This window comes from Actinoplanes regularis (genome assembly GCF_900188005.1).
In the GTDB taxonomy this organism is placed as follows: Bacteria; Actinomycetota; Actinomycetes; order Mycobacteriales; family Micromonosporaceae; genus Actinoplanes; species Actinoplanes regularis.
In genome coordinates this window covers 668711-686480 of record NZ_FZNR01000002.1, presented here as the reverse complement: position 1 = coordinate 686480, position 17770 = coordinate 668711, and the positions used below count along the sequence as shown (strand labels likewise).

18 protein-coding genes are annotated in these 17770 nt (G+C 71.3%); 8 read left to right on the top strand and 10 right to left on the bottom strand.

The window, feature by feature from the left end:
- Positions 1-11 precede the first annotated feature (11 nt).
- The 5 genes from CHC09_RS08210 to CHC09_RS08190 form a co-directional block, all read right to left on the bottom strand.
- Complete coding sequence (locus tag CHC09_RS08210; protein WP_089292358.1) at positions 12-995, bottom strand: SCO2522 family protein; 984 nt, start codon at positions 993-995, stop codon at positions 12-14.
- The gene (locus CHC09_RS08205; RefSeq protein WP_089292357.1) at positions 992-1897 is read right to left on the bottom strand and encodes an SCO2523 family variant P-loop protein; all 906 of its coding nucleotides are present in this window, start codon (positions 1895-1897) and stop codon (positions 992-994) included. The genes CHC09_RS08210 and CHC09_RS08205 overlap by 4 nt, the downstream gene beginning before the upstream one ends.
- Positions 1897-3750, bottom strand: a complete 1854-nt coding sequence (locus CHC09_RS08200; protein WP_089292356.1) for an SCO2524 family protein — start codon at positions 3748-3750, stop codon at positions 1897-1899. The genes CHC09_RS08205 and CHC09_RS08200 overlap by 1 nt, the downstream gene beginning before the upstream one ends.
- A gap of 112 nt (positions 3751-3862) precedes the next feature.
- Positions 3863-4540 (bottom strand): DUF429 domain-containing protein, encoded by a 678-nt coding sequence (locus CHC09_RS08195; RefSeq protein WP_089292355.1) that lies wholly within the window; start codon positions 4538-4540, stop codon positions 3863-3865.
- Positions 4541-4701: 161 nt separating this feature from the next.
- Positions 4702-5172 carry a glutathione peroxidase gene (locus CHC09_RS08190; RefSeq protein ID WP_089292354.1) on the bottom strand — a complete coding sequence of 157 codons (471 nt, stop codon included), beginning with the start codon at positions 5170-5172 and terminating at the stop codon, positions 4702-4704.
- Between the two features lie 170 nt (positions 5173-5342).
- On the opposite strand from CHC09_RS08190, the gene CHC09_RS08185 reads away from it, so the two are divergent.
- The 3 genes from CHC09_RS08185 to CHC09_RS08175 all read left to right on the top strand — a co-directional run bounded on the left by CHC09_RS08185 (position 5343) and on the right by CHC09_RS08175 (position 9288).
- Positions 5343-6818: a glycosyl hydrolase family 18 protein gene (locus CHC09_RS08185; RefSeq protein ID WP_089292353.1), complete on the top strand. Its 1476-nt coding sequence runs from the start codon at positions 5343-5345 to the stop codon at positions 6816-6818.
- A gap of 66 nt (positions 6819-6884) precedes the next feature.
- Positions 6885-8276 carry a class II 3-deoxy-7-phosphoheptulonate synthase gene (locus CHC09_RS08180; protein WP_089292352.1) on the top strand — a complete coding sequence of 464 codons (1392 nt, stop codon included), beginning with the start codon at positions 6885-6887 and terminating at the stop codon, positions 8274-8276.
- Entirely contained in the window at positions 8269-9288 is a 1020-nt protein-coding gene (locus tag CHC09_RS08175) for a threonine aldolase family protein (protein WP_089292351.1), read from the top strand. The genes CHC09_RS08180 and CHC09_RS08175 overlap by 8 nt, the downstream gene beginning before the upstream one ends.
- Here CHC09_RS08175 and CHC09_RS08170 read toward each other — a convergent pair.
- On the bottom strand, positions 9285-9995 hold the full coding sequence (locus CHC09_RS08170; RefSeq protein WP_089292350.1) for a CTP synthase C-terminal region-related (seleno)protein: 711 nt from the start codon (positions 9993-9995) through the stop codon (positions 9285-9287). The two genes, CHC09_RS08175 and CHC09_RS08170, sit on opposite strands and share 4 nt — an antisense overlap.
- A gap of 72 nt (positions 9996-10067) precedes the next feature.
- Between CHC09_RS08170 and CHC09_RS08165 the strand changes: the two genes are divergently transcribed.
- On the top strand, positions 10068-10940 hold the full coding sequence (locus tag CHC09_RS08165; protein WP_089292349.1) for a LysR family transcriptional regulator: 873 nt from the start codon (positions 10068-10070) through the stop codon (positions 10938-10940).
- A 26-nt stretch (positions 10941-10966) separates the two neighbouring features.
- Here the strand turns inward: CHC09_RS08165 and CHC09_RS08160 are convergent, their stop codons facing one another.
- The 3 genes from CHC09_RS08160 to CHC09_RS08150 all read right to left on the bottom strand — a co-directional run bounded on the left by CHC09_RS08160 (position 10967) and on the right by CHC09_RS08150 (position 14682).
- Positions 10967-11830: a deoxyribonuclease IV gene (locus tag CHC09_RS08160; protein ID WP_089292348.1), complete on the bottom strand. Its 864-nt coding sequence runs from the start codon at positions 11828-11830 to the stop codon at positions 10967-10969.
- Positions 11821-13830, bottom strand: coding sequence for a Stk1 family PASTA domain-containing Ser/Thr kinase (pknB, locus tag CHC09_RS08155; RefSeq protein ID WP_089292347.1), 2010 nt, complete (start codon positions 13828-13830; stop codon positions 11821-11823). The genes CHC09_RS08160 and pknB overlap by 10 nt, the downstream gene beginning before the upstream one ends.
- A gap of 123 nt (positions 13831-13953) precedes the next feature.
- Positions 13954-14682 carry a hypothetical protein gene (locus tag CHC09_RS08150; RefSeq protein ID WP_143232238.1) on the bottom strand — a complete coding sequence of 243 codons (729 nt, stop codon included), beginning with the start codon at positions 14680-14682 and terminating at the stop codon, positions 13954-13956.
- 37 nt (positions 14683-14719) lie between these two features.
- Between CHC09_RS08150 and CHC09_RS08145 the strand changes: the two genes are divergently transcribed.
- Genes CHC09_RS08145 through CHC09_RS08135 form a run of 3 tightly spaced genes read left to right on the top strand, consistent with a single transcriptional unit; the run spans position 14720 to position 15733 of the window.
- Positions 14720-15070: an Rv2175c family DNA-binding protein gene (locus CHC09_RS08145; RefSeq protein WP_089292345.1), complete on the top strand. Its 351-nt coding sequence runs from the start codon at positions 14720-14722 to the stop codon at positions 15068-15070.
- A 16-nt stretch (positions 15071-15086) separates the two neighbouring features.
- Entirely contained in the window at positions 15087-15413 is a 327-nt protein-coding gene (locus CHC09_RS08140) for a lycopene cyclase domain-containing protein (protein ID WP_089292344.1), read from the top strand.
- A complete protein-coding gene (locus tag CHC09_RS08135; RefSeq protein WP_089292343.1) occupies positions 15410-15733 on the top strand; it encodes a lycopene cyclase domain-containing protein in 324 nt (107 codons plus the stop codon). The genes CHC09_RS08140 and CHC09_RS08135 overlap by 4 nt, the downstream gene beginning before the upstream one ends.
- On the opposite strand, the gene CHC09_RS08130 is transcribed toward CHC09_RS08135, so the two are convergent.
- Positions 15714-16784, bottom strand: coding sequence for a polyprenyl synthetase family protein (locus tag CHC09_RS08130; RefSeq protein ID WP_089292342.1), 1071 nt, complete (start codon positions 16782-16784; stop codon positions 15714-15716). The genes CHC09_RS08135 and CHC09_RS08130 overlap by 20 nt on opposite strands.
- A gap of 59 nt (positions 16785-16843) precedes the next feature.
- Here CHC09_RS08130 and metF point away from each other — a divergent pair, with 59 nt between their 5' ends.
- Positions 16844-17767: a methylenetetrahydrofolate reductase [NAD(P)H] gene (gene metF, locus CHC09_RS08125; protein ID WP_089292341.1), complete on the top strand. Its 924-nt coding sequence runs from the start codon at positions 16844-16846 to the stop codon at positions 17765-17767.
- Positions 17768-17770 lie beyond the last annotated feature (3 nt).

Sequence of the window (17770 nt, the reverse complement as noted above, 5' to 3'; positions counted from 1 at the left end):
CCGCGCCGCGGTCACAGCACCCGGGTGGCGTCGCCGTCGAAGACGTACGCGATGCGCTCGACAAGCTCCTCGGGGAGGGCGAAGCCCTCGCCCGCGGCCCGCTTGGCCACCTGAAGGCGCACCTCCTCGTCGACGGCGACCTGGCTGAGCACGATGCCGACGGCGGTCTCGATGTTCAGGAATCGGCGGGCCAGGACGGAATGCGTCCGGTACGCGGTGAACGGCTCGGCCGCCGCGTTGAGCTGGAGCACCGCCGGCATCTCCGCCCAGGAGGCCAGCAGCCCGTCGGTGGCCTGCCGCGGGGGCGCCACCGGGCGGCCGTGGTGGCGCAGCATGCCGAGCCGCATCAACTGCCAGACCGCGGCGAGGTAGGGGCAGGACCAGAGCCGCCCGCCGTCCTCCTCGGAGAAGATCTCCACGGCGACGAAGATGGAGTGCCGGTTGCGGGCGTTCTCCACCGGCGGCCGCCATCCGGTGTTCGAGCTCATCGCGGGGCGCGACGAGGTGCCCGGCGGCCGGTCGCCGTTGGTGAGCCAGCCGCTCTCCTGCGGTGGCGGCCACACCCCGTCGGTGCCGGCCGGCGGGTCGGCGACCAGGCGGTCGAGGATCAGCTCGGCCGGGCTCACCTCACCCGCCCGGGCGCAGCCGGCCTCCCGGGCGATGTAGTCGATGGTGAGGTCGTTCTCCCCGGCCGCCTGGACCAGCTCGCCGATCACCGCGGCCGGCGGATCGTCGAACGTGTCGAAGTAGTCGTCGATCATGAAGCAGGTGCTGACCCGCGGTGTCCGCTTCGGTCCCAGCACGTCGGCGAGGCGCTCGCGCGCGGCGGCGACATAGGGCCGCACCTGGAGGAAGTGCCGGCGGAACTGCTCGATCCCGCCCGCGAAGTCCTCCTTGTACAGGTGGCCCAGCTCGATCGAGAGGTGTGCCAGCGGCAGCTGCTCGACGCGTGGCTGCGCCGAACGCTCCTCGTAGCGCGCCTCCGTGCCGGTCACCGCTGGTCCCACACGTCGTCGTCGACGATCAGCTCGGCCAGTTCGGCGAAGGCGTCGGCGGTGGCGCGGTTGGCGATCCGGCTCACCGTGAGGTCGTGGTTGGTGATCAGCTGCTCGCGCCACTGGAGGACCGGGTCGAGCGGCACCGAGCCGAGCAGGTACAACGCGCCGGCGCCGCGCTCCCGGGCCAAGTTCTGCAGGTCGCCGTTCCAGTCCTTGACCCAGGCGGCCTGTTCGGCGGTGAGACCCTGCGCGGCCGGGCTGAGCATGGCCGTCCGGACGAAGCGCAGCTGCCCGAGCAGCCGCTCCCGGTCGTGGCCCAGCTCGACGCCGGTCTCCAGGATCCCGTGCTCGCCGTGGACCAGGCCGCCTGCGGCCTGGATGTGCTGCTGGGTCCACCGGTGGTAGACCAGCCAGCGGACGGTCGGCGGGGGCCGCATGTCGGCGACGGCGGCCAGGGCCATGTGAAGTGCGTACGACCGGCCGGCGCTCAGGTCGACGAAGACGACGTCGAACTCCTCGTTCAGCCGGCCGAGCAGCTCCCGGCAACGACGGATCATCTCCGGGCTGCTCGGGAACTCGCCGCCCCCGCTGTCGCCGGGCAGCAGCGTGAGCCGGCCGGCGCCGAGCGGCCGCTCCCGCATGCTGAGGCGCTCGGAGTCGGCGAAGACGTCGCAGCGATGCGGGTCGGCCACCGTGCCCAGCAGGTACGAGTGCAGGCCGCCGCCCTCCACGAGAAGCTTGCCGGTGTCGACGTCGAAGACCGCGCCCGCGGTCGGCGACCCGAAGTCGAAGTCGAGATAACACACATCGTTGCCGGCCAGCGCGGACTGGTACGCCACGTTGCTGGTGGTGACCGAGCGCCCGGTTCCTCCCTTGTCGGAGGTCGCGAAGACCAGCATCACGACTCGCCGTCGAGGTCGCTGCGGGCCGCGGCGAACCGGTCGAGACGCAGCAGCACGTCGCTGGCGAGCGAGGCCGCGGTGCCCGGCCGCTCCTCGAGGATCGACCGCGCTCGCTTCAGCCGGGCCTGGAGCTCCTGCAACTCGGTGCGCATCGCCTGACCGCCGTTCGGTGAGCCCTGGAGAAGCTCCTGGTCGTAGAGGTGGTCGGCCTCGCTGAGCAGGTCGCCGGCGAATTCGGTGAGCTGGGTGCTGCGCAGCGGTGGCTCGGTGAGCACCTGCGCGGCGGTGACCAGGCAGTCGACCACGCGCTTGGTGTGGTACCACGAGGGTGTCTCGTAGACGACGTCGTACTCCTCGAAGACCAGCCGCGGCTGGTCCCAGAGCCCGCGCCGGCGCTCGCCGGGGAGTCGCCGGCTGTCCAGCTGGGCCCAGATCTGGTCGGCGAGCGCCAGCATCCGGCCCCGCAGGTTCGGGTCGCCGAGCAGCCCGGCCAGGCTGATCGTCCGTTTCAGCAGCAGCGGGGCGAAGTCGGAGAGGAACCAGGTGAGCACCGGGCCGGTGTCGGCCTCGCTGCCGCCGAGTTCGATCGGGAAGCCGGGTGCGTGCACCTGATAGGCCTTGTCGCCGCCGAAGACGCGCCGGGTGATCCGGGACCGGTTCGCGAGCTCCTCCAGCACCAGGCCGACCCGGTCGAGGTCGGCGTCGCGGGCGCGCTTGCGGACCAGGTCCTGCACCACGATCGAGGAGACGTGCAGGCTGAAGTACTCCGACTCGTTCTCGGTGATGCGCTGCCAGGGGATGTCCTCCAGCGGCCACCGGGCACCGCCGATGTTCGCCACGGAGACCGTCGACCAGTACGACTGGGTCAGGTCCCAGCGCAGCTGGAGCCCCTGGGCCAAACGCAGCTGTTCCTCGTTGAGCAGGCCGAGCTGCCGGGTGCGAGCCGAGACGAGGGTCTCGATGGCGTCCAGCGCCATCGAGGTGAAGTAGATGTACGGCGCCGGCTCGGCGAAGCCCGGCGCCTGCTCGCCGACCTCCTCCTTGGTGGTGATGGCCGGTGCGTCGCGGACGACGCCCCAGCTCCAGCCGCACTCGAAGAGCCGGTCCGGGTGGTCGAGGTCCTCCGCCAGGCCGGCGCCGGAGCCCATGGTCACGTCTCGCAGGCTGGCCCGGATCTCCTGCAGTGACTCCTGGATCAGCGGGACGATCCGCCGGGTGGAGAGCCCACGCTGGTTCACCGTGCGGCACAGGGCGCGGCCCTCGCGGGAGTCGACGTCGAAGATGTCGACCGTGAAACTGCGGAGCAGGCCGATCATCGCGGCGGTGAGCCGTTTGCTGGCCATCGCCTCGAGCCGGTCGATGTCGGCCCGGGCGCTGCGGCGTTTCAGGTTGCTCCGGAACTGGCGGGCGAAGCCGATGGTGGCCAGGGAGAGCGAGAGCGAGATGGCGAACGAGTCGACCACCGGCTGGGCGAGCTGCTCGTCGCTGATCTTCTCGTGGTCCGGGTCGCTGGAGCGGAAATAATTCCCCGCCGAGAAGATCGGGGTGCCGGACGGATCGGTGTAGGTCGTCAGGTACTCCTCGACGGCCTTGAGCAGGGTGATCGGGATGTCGAGCCGGCCACCGAGTGCCTTCATCGCGTCCAGCACGTCATCCTCGACCCGGTCGGGCTGGTCGAGGGTGAACGGCTTGATGGATGTCGCCGGGCCGAGGATGCAGAGCAGTTGCTCGGCGTCGCTGATCGAATTGCGCCCGTCGCGGCCACCCCAGTGCCACTGGCCGTCCTTGAACGAGTAGTCGACGACCGCCTGCCAGATCTCCAGCAGTTGTTGTCGTGGCTGAACCCTCATCGGCGATCACCTATCACTCGCGGAAAGCCGTCAGTGCCGGTGCGCCGTCAGTTTATAAACCAGACGCCAAGCGCGGAATGGCAGAAAAGCACCATCCCGCGCCGGTCGGGGATCAGTACCAGATTGCGATCTTGGAGCCGTTGTTCTCCTCCGGGGGACTGGGGAAGGACAGCGCGGTGTTCGTGGCGACGCGGTGGGCGGTCCAGGCGACCGCGGCGGCGTCCAGGACGTCGTCGGGTGGAGCCTGACCCGCCGGGCCGAGCTGGTCAGGCAGGACGATGCCGTTGCGGGCCAGCAGCTCGCGCCGGCGGGACTGACCGCTCCAGGTCTTCTTGGCGAAAGGGAGTGGTTCGCCGGCCATGGTCCGGAAGGACATCTCCGGATGAGCCTCGAAGAGCAGCCTGGGATGGCGTTCCCAGATCGCGTTCGCCTCGAGCAGCTTCGGGCGCAGCGCCCAGGACTGGCGGCTGAGCCCGGCGCCGGTGAGCTCGCGGCAGAGCCGGTTGGCGGCACCGAAGTCCGGCTCCAGCCAGACCGCGCGCGGCGGTACCCGGAACACGCTGCCGCGGCGCGGGCCGAGCTGGTCCGCGGCGAGCGTGTCGGCGGCACGCCAGCGGTCCGGCAACATGCCGAGGGGGATGTCGACGCCGATCACCGCGGCGCCGGAGCTGCCCGCGACGATCTCGTAGAGCGTGGAGGCGAGCACCGCGCGCCCGAAGGCGCCGTCGCGGAGCTCCACCCCCACCCAGCCGAGCGCGTACGCGTCGACCCCGATCACGTGGATGCTCACCGCGTCACCTCCGCTGCGCTTCGGCGCCACGATGAGCTGAGAACTGTGCCCATGGATTCACTCGCAAGCTCGCTCATCGCGTCACCTCCGCTGCGCTTCGGCGCCACGATGAGCTGAGAACTGTGCCCATGGATTCACTCGCAAGCTCGCTCATCGGCGGCTCAGTGGGGCAGCAGCTTATCGATGGTCGCGACCAGCTCGGGGTCGTCCGGCTCGACCCGTGGGCCGAATCGGGCGGCGACCGTGCCGTCGGGGGCGACCACGAACTTCTCGAAATTCCACTGGATGTCCGGCCCGTCGCCGATCAGTTCCCGGAAGAGCGGGTGCCGGCCGGGGCCGTTCACCTCGATCTTCTCGGTCATCGGGAAGGTGACGCCGTAGTTGACCCGGCAGAATTCGTCGATCTCCGCGGAGGTGCCCGGCTCCTGGCCGGCGAACTGGTCGCAGGGGGCGCCGAGCACCACCAGGCCGCGGTCGCGGTAGGTGTCGTAGAGGGGTTGCAACTTGTCGTACTGCGGGGTCAGGCCGCAGCGCGAGGCCACATTGACCACGAGCAGGACCGATCCGCGGTAGCGGTCCAAATCGGTCGCGCCGCCGGTAAGGGCGTCAATGCTGACGTCGAAGATGGTCATGACCGAAGCCTACGCGGTGTAGCCGTACGAATGCACGCCGTGTTCGCCCCGCAGTCTCCGTTAAAGAGACCTTAAAGGTCGTCATCTGGCTTGACTCGTGTTAATCGATGTCGTTACCGTCTCTTCATCCCTCTCTCTGGAAAGTTTCCTAAATATTTGAGGAGACCGTAGTGGGCAAATCCCTCCGCCGGGCGCTGCTCGCCGGTGCGGTCGTGATCGGGGCTTCCGCCTCGGTCCCGCTCGTGCAGGCGAACGCGGCGACCGCGTGTGCCACCGCCTGGTCTGCCACCTCCGTGTATGTGAAGGACAACAGCGCCTCGCAGAACGGTCACAACTACACCGCCAAGTGGTGGACCCAGAACGAGTCGCCGGACACGCACAGTGGCCAGTGGGACGTCTGGATCGACAACGGCGTCTGTGGCGGCACGACCACCCCGACCACCGCGCCGACAACCGCACCGACGACGGCGCCGACCACGACGCCGCCGACCACCACCCCCACGACGGCGCCCACCACGACGCCGCCGACCGGGGGCAAGAACGTCGTCGGCTACTTCGCCGAGTGGGGCGTCTACGGCCGCAACTACCACGTCAAGAACCTGGTGACGTCGGGCTCGGCCGCCAAGCTGACGCACATCCTGTACGCGTTCGGCAACACCACCGGTGGCCAGTGCTCGATCGGTGACTCGTACGCCGACTACGACCGCGCCTACTCCGCGGCCGAGAGCGTCGACGGCGTCGCCGACACCTGGGACACCGGCGCGCTGCGCGGCTCGTTCAACCAGCTGCGCAAGCTCAAGAAGCAGTACCCGAACCTCAAGGTGATCTGGTCGTTCGGTGGCTGGACCTGGTCCGGTGGCTTCACCCAGGCCGCCGCGAACCCGACCGCGTTCGCCAACTCCTGCTACAACCTGGTCAAGGACTCCCGCTGGTCGGACGTCTTCGACGGCATCGACATCGACTGGGAGTACCCGAACGCCTGTGGCCTGAGCTGCGACGCGTCCGGCCCGGCCGCGTACAACAACGTGATCACCGCGCTGCGCAACAAGTTCGGCTCGAGCTTCCTGGTCACCTCGGCGATCTCCGCGGACGGCTCGAACGGCGGCAAGCTCGACGTGGCCGACTACGCCTCCGGCATCGCGAAGCTGAACCTGGTCTTCCCGATGACGTACGACTACTTCGGCGCGTTCGCCGCACAGGGCCCCACGGCCCCGCACTCGCCGCTGACCTCGTACACCGGCATCCCGACCGCGGGCTTCTACTCGGACGCCGCGATCCAGAAGCTGAAGAGCAAGGGTGTGCCGGCCAACAAGATCCTGCTCGGCATCGGCTTCTACGGCCGCGGCTGGACCGGGGTCACCCAGGCCGCTCCGGGTGGCAGCGCGACCGGTGCCGCCCCCGGCACCTACGAGGCGGGCATCGAGGACTACAAGGTCCTGAAGAACAGCTGCCCGGCGACCGGCACGGTCGGTGGCACGGCGTACGCCTACTGCGGTTCCAACTGGTGGAGCTACGACACCCCGTCGACCATCGCCGGGAAGATGACGTACGCCAAGAACCAGGGTCTCGGCGGCGCGTTCTTCTGGGAGTTCTCCGGCGACACCAGCAACGGTGAGCTGATCTCCGCGATCAAGGGCAACCTCTGATCTCAGGAGTGGGAACAGGGGGCACCGGGTCTGATCCCGGTGCCCCCGTTTTCGTAGGCTCTTCACATGCGCCGTGAGTGGCATCAACTGAGCCATCCGGGAGTCGCGACCTCCCGCCCGTCCACCGACTCCGCCGAGGACGAGGCCCTGGGCCTCGACCGGTGGCGTGAGCTGCCGAGAGTCCAGATGCCGCCCTGGCCGGACATGGACGAGGTCGGGGCCGTCTGCAAGGTCCTCGAGAACGTCCCGTCGATCGTCGCGCCGTACGAGGTCGACCAGTTGCGGGTCCGGCTCGCCGACGTGTGCGAGGGCCGGGCGTTCCTGCTGCAGGGCGGTGACTGCGCGGAGACCTTCGCCGACAACACCGAGAGTCACCTGCTGGCCGGCGCGCGCACGCTGCTGCAGATGGCGGTGGTGCTGACGTACGGTGCGTCGATGCCGGTGGTCAAGGTGGCCCGGGTGGCCGGGCAGTACACCAAGCCGCGGTCGTCGCTGACCGACTCGCTCGGGCTTCCGGCGTACCGCGGGGACATGATCAACTCGCTGGACGCCGACGAGGCGGCCCGGGTCGCCGACCCGCAGCGGATGATCCGGGCGTACGCGAACTCCGCCGCCGCGATGAACATGCTCCGCGCCTACCTGGCCGGCGGCCTGGCCGACCTCAACGGTCTGCACGACTGGAACAAGGACTTCGTCCGGGCCTCGCCGGCCGGCGAGCGCTACGAGGCGATCGCCCGCGAGATCGACCGGGCGCTGGACTTCATCCGCGCCTGCGGGATGACCGACAACGAGGCGCTGCGCACGGTCAGCCTCTACTGCTCGCACGAGGCGCTCGCGCTGGAGTACGACCGGGCGCTCACCCGCGTCTCCGGCGACAAGGCGTACGGGCTCTCCGGCCACTTCCTCTGGGTCGGCGAGCGCACCCGGCAGCTCGACCACGCGCACATCGACTTCATCAGCCGCATCGCCAACCCGATCGGTGTCAAGATCGGCCCCGGCACCAGCCCGGAGACCGCGATCGAGCTGTGCGAGAAGCTGAACCCGGAGAACATCCCGGGCCGGCTCACCCTGATCAGCCGGATGGGCAACGGCAAGGTGCGCGACGCGCTCCCGCCGATCGTGGAGAAGGTGCACGCCACCGGCGCCAAGGTGGTCTGGCAGTGCGACCCGATGCACGGCAACACCCACGAGTCGTCGAACGGCTACAAGACCCGGCACTTCGACCGGATCGTCGACGAGGTGCTCGGCTACTTCGAGGTGCACCGGGCCACCGGGACCCACCCGGGCGGCATCCATATCGAACTCACCGGTGAGGATGTCACCGAGTGCCTGGGCGGCGCGCAGGGCATCGAGGACCTGGACCTGCCGGGCCGCTACGAGACCGCCTGCGACCCGCGGCTGAACACCCAGCAGAGCCTGGAGCTGGCTTTCCTGGTGGCGGAGATGCTCCGTGGTTGACCTGCGCTCGGACACGGTGACCCGGCCCACCAGCGGGATGCGGGAGGCGATGGCGACCGCCGTCGTCGGCGACGACGTGTTCGGCGACGACCCGACCGTGAACGACCTGGAACAGCACGTGGCCGCGCTGTTCGGGCACGAGGCGGCGCTGTTCGCCCCGTCCGGCACGATGGCCAACCAGATCGCCCTGCAGCTGGTCGCCCCGCCCGGCGGTGAGCTGCTGGCCGGGGCGGACGCGCACGTGGTGACGTACGAGCTGGGCGCCGCCGCGGTCTTCGGCGGGATCTCCACCCGGACCTGGGCGGCGACCGGTGCCGCGCTGAACGTGGACCGGATCGCCGCCATGATCCGCCCGGCCGGCTTCCCGTCGGTGTCGACCGCGGCGATCGCCGTGGAGCAGACCCACAACCTCGGCGGCGGCGGGGTGACCCCGCTGGCCACGCTGCGCGACCTGCGCGCGGTGGCCGACGCGCACCAGGTCGCCCTGCACTGCGACGGGGCCCGGCTCTGGCACGCGCACGTCGCCGACGGGGTGCCGCTGGCCAGTTACGGCGCGCTCTTCGACACCCTCTCGGTGTGCCTCTCCAAGGGGCTGGGCGCCCCGGTCGGGTCGCTGGTGGTGGGCAGCCGGGAGAAGATCGCCCGGGCCCGGGTGATCCGCAAGCGGATGGGCGGCGGCATGCGGCAGGCCGGCATCCTCGCCGCGGCCGGCCGGTACGCCCTCGACCACCACGTGGAACGCCTCGCCGAGGACCACGCCCGGGCCCGCCGGCTCGCCGAGGGGCTGGCCCCGCTCGGGGTGGTGGACCCGGGCCGGGTGCGCACCAACCTGGTCCCGCTGGACCTCACCAAGGCCCCGCTGGACGCTCCGGCGCTGGCCGCCGCCGCGGCCAGCCGTGGCGTCCTGATCGCGGCGATGCTGCCGAAACTGGCCCGCCTCGTCGTCCACCTGGACGTCGACGACGAGGGCATCGACGAGGCGATCGCGGTCCTCAGCGTTCTGCTCGCCTAGCGCCGCAGGGCGGCCGAGTTTCGCACGACGGCCTGCGCGAAGCCCCGGATCAGCGGATGCGGGGCTTCGCTCGCCAGCTCTGGCTGGAAGAGCGTGGCCAGGTAGAACGGATGGCCGGGGAGTTCGGCGACCCGGACCTCGCCGGACTCGTCGTGGCCGGTGAAGCGCAGGCCGCAGGAGGTCAGCAGGTCCAGGTACGCGGGGGAGAGGCCGTAGGAGCAGTGATAGCGCTCGACCGTCCGGGCCGTGCCGAGCAGCCGTTCCGCCAGGGAGCCCGGGGTCAGCTCGACCGCCGCCTCGTGCCCGGCCAGTGAGCAGGCGAGCGGCACGATCAACTCCGCCCCGGTGGAGTCGTCCGGCGAACCGTTCTCCGTGTGCAGCGCGGTGGTCAGGCCGCAGACGTCCCGGGCGAACTCCAGCATGGCGTGCTGGAAACCGCCGCACGTACCCAGGAACGGGATGCCCTCGACCCGCGCGGCCCGGGCCGCGGCGACACCGCCGGCCTCACTTCGGTACGGACTCCCCGGCACCAGCCAGATCCCGTCGAACCCGCGCAGCGCCTCCGGATCCTCCGCTGCCGGAGTCGGCACCCAGTACACGTCGAGATCCAGCCCCTCGCTCTCCCGCAGTGCGTCGAGGACCAGGGGAATGCGGGTGTGCGCGCGAACCGTCGGCGACCGGTCGCCGACCAGAGCGATCGAAATCATGTGCCCATCGTCGTCTCCGCGCCGAGATCACGTCCAACGATCGTTGCTGCAGTCGGCATTAGGGTTGCTGATGTGGATCCGCACCTGCTGCGTACGTTCGTCGAGGTCGCCGAGACCGGTTCGTTCTCCGCGGCCGCCGACCGCCTCAGCTACACCCAGTCCGCCGTCTCCCAGCAGATCGCGGCCCTGGAAGCCGACCTCGGCACGCCGCTGCTGACCCGGCGTCCGGTCGCCCTGACTCCGGCCGGGGAGCGCCTGCGGCGCCATTCCAAGATCATTCTGGTACGGCTGGAAGCCGCCCGGGCCGACGTCACCCGCACCATCGCCCCGCCCGGCCGGCTCACCCTGGGACTCACCCCGCTCGCCTGGTCGGCCCCGGTCGCCGCGGCCCTGACCCGGATCCGCGCCGAGTCCGCCCGCCTGCGCACCCGCCTGCTCGTCGCGGAGCTGGACCGGATCGTGGCGGCCACCACCACCGGCGCCACCGACCTCGGCCTGGTCGACGGCTTCACCGCGCCCAGCGACCCGTTGCGCCTGCCCGAGCCGGGTGACCGGCAGGCGGCGCGGGTGACCGAGTGCCCGGCCGTGGTCGCCGTGCCGGCCGGGCACCCGCTCGCCCGGCGTGGCTCGGTGGAACTGGCCGACCTGGCCGACGCGTACTGGATCGACGCGCCCGGGGTGGCCCCGCTGCACCGGCTGCCGCTCGACGGGCTGCGGGCGGGGCTGCACTACGACGGGGCCGAGGTGACCGTGCTGACCGGGCTGGTCGCGGCCGGGCACGGGCTCGCCGTGCTGCCGGAGTGGCTGGTCACCGGCGCGGCCGGGCTGGCCGCGGTGCCGCTCGGCGTCCCGCGCCTGGTGCACCGGGTCGAGTTGCTGCGCGCCCCGGCCGCCGACGACCCGGACGAGCCCGCGAGCCGCCTGGCCACGCTGCTCACGGCTTGAGCCCGCTGCGGTCGGCGGCGTCGCGGTCAGGCGTCGCGCAGGCCCTTGAGCAGCGCGATGTCGGCCGCGTGCCCCTCGTGCTCGACGCTCGGGGTCTCCACGATGATCGGCACGCCGGCGGTCGCCGGATGGGTGAACAGCTCCGCGAACGGAGCCGCGCCGATCGTGCCCTTGCCGATCGTCTCGTGCCGGTCGCGGGTCGAGCCGCAGGCGTCCTTCGAGTCGTTCGCGTGGATCAGCTGCAGCCGGCCCGGGCCGGCCGCCGTCACCAGCGCGTCCAGCGTCTCGGTCATTCCGCCCGGGGTGGCCAGGTCGTGCCCGGCGGCCCAGGCGTGGCAGGTGTCGAAGCAGACACCCAGCCAGGGGTGCCCGTCGACGGCGGCCAGGTAGGCCGCCAAGTCCTGCACCTTCGAGGCCAGGCTGCGGCCGCCACCGGCGCTCGGCTCGACCAGCAGCTTCGGCAGGCCCTCGGCGGCGGCCGTCTCGAGCAACGGCAGCAACTGCTCGTGCAACTGGTGCATGGCCTTCTCGGCGTGGGCCTCGTCGACCGAGCTGCCGGCGTGGTAGACCACGGCGGTCGCGCCGATCGCCTTGCCCCGCCGCAGGGCGTGCTCCAGGGCGGCGATCGAGCGCTCCACCGTGAGCTCGGTCGGCGAACCGAGGTTCACCAGCAGCGACGCGTGAATGTAGGCGGGCAGCTCCCGCTCCCCGATCCCGTCCCGGAACAGGACGTCCTGCTTCGGGTCGCCGGGCGGCAGCGCCCAGCCACGGGAGTTGGAGACGTACACCTGCAGGGTTTCCGAGCCGGCGGCGTCGACGTAGGGGAGGGCGGCCTTGGCCAGCCCTCCCGACGTCTTCGTGTGCGACCCGATCCGGCGGTCTAGAAGCACGTGATCTGAACTCCGCTGTTCGGCTGGACCTGTGTGTTCGGGCCCGGGTTCTGGCCGTGCACCGCCGAGTTCGGGTTCAGCGGGTTCAGGTTGTTGACCTGCACCTGCAGCCCCAGCCCGCGCAGCGTGCCCTCGGCCTGCTGGCACGGCTGGTTGTTCAGATCCGGGATGGTGACCAGCGGCGGGCCCTTGCTCAGGTCGAGGGTGATCTCGGCGTTCTTCTCCACGCCGGTGCCCGCCTTCGGGGTCTGCGCGAGGACCTGATCGGCCGGCTCGTCGCTCTCCTTCGTGCGCTCCAGCGCGGTCAGGCCCAGCTCCTGCAGCTTGGCGCGGGCCTCGTTGATGTTCAGCCCGACGAGGTCCGGCACCTGGATCGGGGCCCGGCCCTTGCTCAGCACCACGGTGACCGTCGCGCCCGGCTTCAGCTCGGTGCCGGCCTTCGGGTTGGTGGAGATCACCACGCCCTGTGGCACGGTGTCGCTGTAGGCGGCCTTGCCCTCCTTGTACTTCAGGCCGACCTCCTCGATCGCGCCCTTCGCCGCGGCCTCCTCCTGACCGCTCACGTCGGGCACCGGGTGCACCTCGGGACCGAGGGAGAGGAACAGGGTCAGCGTGTCGCCCCGCACCACCTCCTCACCCGGGGCCGGGTTCTGGCTGACCACCGAATCCGGGGCGACCGTGGCGCTGTACTGCCCGGGCTCGCCGTAGATGACGCCGAAGCCGGCCTTCTTCGCGGCCGCCTCGGCCTCCGCCTTGGGCAGGTTCACCAGACTCGGAGCCTCGGTGTACCGCCCGAAGGCGACCCACCAGGTGCTGCCGATCACGACCAGGGCGATCACCGCGATCAGCGAGAACAGGGTGACCCGGCGCCGGTCGGCGAAGAAGCCCTCGCCGCGCGAGCCGGCCGCCGGTCGTCCGTACGGCGCCGGCCGGGCGCCGCTCTGCTCGGGCAGCCGTGCCCAGTTCGGGCGGTGGCCGCCGGGCGGCTGGTAGCCGCCACCGGGAACCGGCGGGACCATGGCGGTCGCGTCCGCGGCGGGCACCGTGGGCACGATCGTGGTGGCGTCGGCGACGGCGGGCCGGCCCGGGACCTGGCGCATCAGCGCGGTCTCCAGGTTGATGCCGCCCAGCCCGTCCCGGACCGCCTGCACCTCGGTGAGCAGCCGGCCGGCGTCGGTCGGCCGGTCGGACGGGTTGCGGCGGGTGGCCCGGGCGACCAGCTCGTCGAGCGCCCGCGGCAGCCCGGGGACCAGCGTCGACGGGGCGGGCACGTCGTTGTCCACGTGCTGCCAGGCCACCTCGACCGGGTCGGCGCCGTCGTACGGCACCTGGCCGGTGAGCATCTCGAACAGGACGATGCCGGCCGAGTAGACGTCGGTGCGCGCGTCCGCCTGGCCGGCCTGCACCAGCTCCGGAGCGACGTACGCCACGGTGGCCATCAGCTGGCCGGACTCGTCGACGGTGCTCGCCTCGATGGCCCGCGCCAGACCGAAGTCGGCGACCTTGACCACGGCGTCGACCAGGTCCGCCACGCCGCCGCTGGGCGCCTCGGCGACCAGCACGTTCTCCGGCTTGACGTCGCGGTGCACCAGGCCGGCCCGGTGCGCGGCGGCGATCGCGGAGAGCATCTGCTCCACGATGGCCAGCGCCTCGACCGCGCTCAGCTTCTTCCGCTGGGCCAGCAGGTCACGCAGGGTGCGGCCCTGCACGAACTCCATCACCAGGTAGGGCAGGCCCTGGTGGCGACCCTGGTCGTAGACGGCCACGACGTTCGGGTGGGTGAGCCGGGCGATCGTCTTCGCCTCGTCGGTGAACCGGTCGACGAAGTGCACGTTCGTGGCCTGGGACGGGTGAATGATTTTCAACGCGACGGGGCGCCCGAGCCGCTCGTCGGTGGCCCGGTACACGGTCGCCATGCCACCACGGGCGACGCGACCGGTGATCCGGTAACGCCCGTCAATCGTTGTGCCGATCAACGTATCGGCGACTGTGGTGTCCATCGGCGTGAAGTGTATGTGTCTTTCCGGTGGGGGCCACCCAGGATGTCACAGCTGAGTCCAAACGGGTATCTGAACGGCTGTGACCTGCACCGATTGACGGCCGATCGGCGGCGGGTTCCGGTTTCACCCCGCATTTCGCCAGGGCCGGTGCCGGTGTCGCCGCCCGTCGCGGGGGCTCGGGTCGCTCGCGTCCGGGCTGGGTTCCGCCGATCCGCCGGGCGGTGCGGACTCGCTGACGGCGGGCGGGGTGACGGCCGGCGCCGGCACCGAGGCCGGGGCGGTCGGGGTGGGCACCGGGGGCGTGACGCAATTGCACTTCGGCGTGCCGGCCGGTGGTCGCGGAACAGTCGGTTTCCCGGTGACTGTGCTCTTCGTCGCGCCGGCCGGCCGGTGTGCCGCCTCCGCCGGCCGGGGTGCCACGGCGCCCCGGTGTGTCCCGGTGGTTCGCGCGCCGGGGCCGGCGGCCCCCATCCGAGTGGTGGGCTCCCCGGCCGCGGGGCTCGCCGAGGGGCTCTCCGCGGGGGTGGCGGACGCCGACGGCGGCGGTGCCGGGGCGGCTTCCGGCCGGTCGGCCGCGGCGGCCAGACCGTACGTCACCAGCAGGTACGACCCGATCGCGCCGACGAGCGCGAGAAGGCACAGCGCCGTGACCGACAGGAATCGCCGCCGTGGCTTCGCGCCGGTCTTCTCCGGCACGGTGCGCCACTCCATCAGTGAGCCGGGGAACGTGCTCAACCCGGTCGAGGTGACGTCCGGTCCGTCGTTGCGCTGGGCCGGGCGGCGGCCCAGGTCGTACCGGACCGAGCGCAAGGCCCCGGCGACCTCGCCGCGCATCCTTCGCCTCAGGCTCATCAAATCTTCTCCGATCTGGTCTGGCACCCTTGTAGGCGTGAGCGAACCTGTCATCACCGAACCAGCCGGATGGATCAACCTGCCCGACCTCGCCGAGAGATTCGGCCTGTCGATCAGCAAGGTCAACCAGATGATCAAGGACGGTGACCTGCTCTTCGTCCGGCGCGACGGCGTGCGCCTGGTCCCCGCCGAACTGGTGGCCAACGACACGGTCCTGAAGCATCTGCCCGGTGTGCTGAACGTGCTCCGCGACGCCGGGTACAACGACGAAGAGGCGTTCCGGTGGCTGTATGAGGCCGATCCGAGCGTCGGCGGCAGCGCCGCGATCGCGCTCGGCGGCCCGCAGGCCCGTGAGGTCAAGCGACGCGCGCAGGCGCTGGGCTTCTGACCTTCAGATCAAGACCATGGGGCATTTGACGTACGTCGCGGTGCTCGCCGGCTGCCTGGCCGGCGCCCTCTGGCTGGAGCCGATCCTGCGGGTCGGCGTGCTCCGCCGGTGGCGCCGGCTGCTGCTGACGGTGCTGCCCGTGGCGGCCGTCTTCGTCCTGTGGGACCTGGGCGCGATCGCCGCCGGGCACTGGCACTTCGATCCCGCGCAGATCACCGGTGTCTTCCTGGGCGGTGGACTGCCCCTGGACGAGGTGCTGTTCTTCCTGGTCGTGCCGGTCTGCGCGATCCTGGGGTTCGAGGCGGTGCGGACGGTGCTGCGCCGGTCGGCGGGGCGGGAGTGAGTTACACCACGGCGGCCTTACTGGGCGTACTGGCGGCTCTGATCGTCGATGTGCTGATTTTTCGGACAAAGCTGGTCACTCGGCTGGTCTTCTGGGCGACGTACCCGATCATCCTGATCTTTCAGTTGATCTCCAACGGCATCCTGACCGGGCGGAACATCGTCCGGTACGACCCCGGCGCGATCATCGGCTGGCGCCTGGTCCACGCCCCGGTCGAGGATTTGCTGTTCGGGTTCGCCCTGGTGCTGAGCACGCTGTCCCTGTGGGTGGCGCTGGGCCGGCGTGCCCACGTCGCGAGCGCTAGACGGAACGACGGGTAGCCGCCTCCGCCAGCCGGTGCAGCACCTCCCGCGCCTCCCCGTCGATGGGCGCCGCGGCCAGCGCGTCCAGCGAGCCGGCCATCAGCTCCTCGATCCGCGCCTCGGTCGCCGCCAGGGCCCCGCTGTCCCGGATCGCCGCCCGCAGCCGTTCCACCCCGGCGTCGTCCAGCCGCGGATCGCCCAGCGCGGTCTCCAGCTCCGACCGGCCGGCCTCGTCCAGGGCTCCGAACGCGGACGCGACCAGGTAGGTCCGCTTTCCCTCGCGCAGGTCGTCCCCGGCCGGCTTGCCCGTCTGCGCCGGGTCCCCGAACACCCCGAGCACGTCGTCACGCAGCTGGAACGCCTCACCCAGCGGCAGCCCGAACGCGGAGTAGGCGGCCGACACCTCCGGCCCGGCCCCGGCCAGCGCCGCGCCCAGCAGCAGCGGGCGCTCCACGGTGTACTTCGCCGACTTGAACCGGGCCACCTTGCCGGCCCGCTCCAGCGAGGTGTCCCCGGTCGCCTGGGTTAGCACGTCCAGGTACTGCCCGACGGTCACCTCGGTGCGCATCGTGTCGAACACCGGCCGGGCCCGCGCCAGATCGGTCAGCGGCAGCCCGCAGCCGTGCAGCAGCTCGTCCGACCAGACCAGGGCCAGGTCGCCGAGGAGCACCGCGGCACAGTCGCCGAACCCGCCGGCGCTGCCCCGCCACCCCGCGCCGGCGTGCAGCTTCTCGAACCGGCGGTGCACCGACGGCACCCCGCGCCGGGTGTCCGAGCGGTCCATCAGGTCGTCGTGGATCAGCGCACTGGCCTGCACCAGCTCCAGCGCCGCGACGGCCGCGACCACCCCGTCCGAGTCGGCGCCCCCGGCCCCGCGAAACCCCCAGTAGGCGAACGCCGGCCGGAGTCGCTTCCCGCCACCCAGCACGAACTCGGTCACCGTGGCGGCCACCTCGGCCAGCGCCGGGTCGATCGCCAGCAGCCGGTCCTGCTGCCCGGCCAGGAACGCGGCCAGCGCCTTGTCGACACGCGTGCGCAGATCGGCCGGTTCGAGTGGGGAAGTCGTCACACCGAGACGCTACTTGTTCGGGTAGAACGCCCGGTCAACCGGCCCGGTAGAGTTCCGGTGTGTCTCTCGGACTTCCCTCCAAGCTGCCCGGCACGCCGTCCATCGGTGAGCTGATCCGCGGGGCAGCCCCGACGTTCTCGTTCGAGTTCTTCCCGCCCAAGACGCCGGACGGTGAGCGCCTGCTCTGGCAGGCGATCCGCGAGCTCGAGTCGCTGCGGCCGAGTTTCGTGTCGATAACCTACGGCGCGGGTGGCACCACCCGGGAGACCACCGTCGCGGTCACCGAGCGGGTCGCCACCGAAACCACCCTGCTGGCGATGGCCCACCTCACCGCGGTCGACCACTCGGTCGCCGACCTGCGCAACGTGATCGGCCGGCTGGCCGGCGCCGGGATCCGCAACATCCTCGCCCTGCGCGGCGACCCGCCGGGTGACCCGATGGGGGAGTGGGTACGGCACCCCCGGGGCGTGCTCTACGCGGAGGATCTGGTCCGGCTGATCCGCGAGGCGGGCGACTTCAGCGTCGGGGTGGCGGCATTTCCGTACAAGCACCCGCGCTCGGCCGACGTCGCGGACGACACCCGCAACTTCGTCCGTAAGTGCCGCGCCGGGGCGGACTACGCGATCACCCAGATGTTCTTCGACGCCGACGACTACCTGCGCCTGCGGGACCGGGTCGCGGCCAGCGGCTGTGACACGCCGATCGTGGCCGGGGTGATGCCGGTGACCCGGATGGCCACCATCGAACGGTCCACGCAGCTCTCCGGCGCGCCGTTCCCGCCGGCGCTGCTGCGCCGCTTCGAGGCGGTCGCCGGCGACGAGGCCGCGGTGCGTGAGCTGGGCCTCGAGGAGTGCTCGCGGATGTGCGCGCGGCTGCTCGACGAGGGGGTGCCGGGCATCCACTTCATCACCATGAACCGGTCGACCGCGACCCGTGAGGTCTGGCAGCGGCTCGCCCCGTCGGACGTGGCCGCGGCCGTCTGAGAG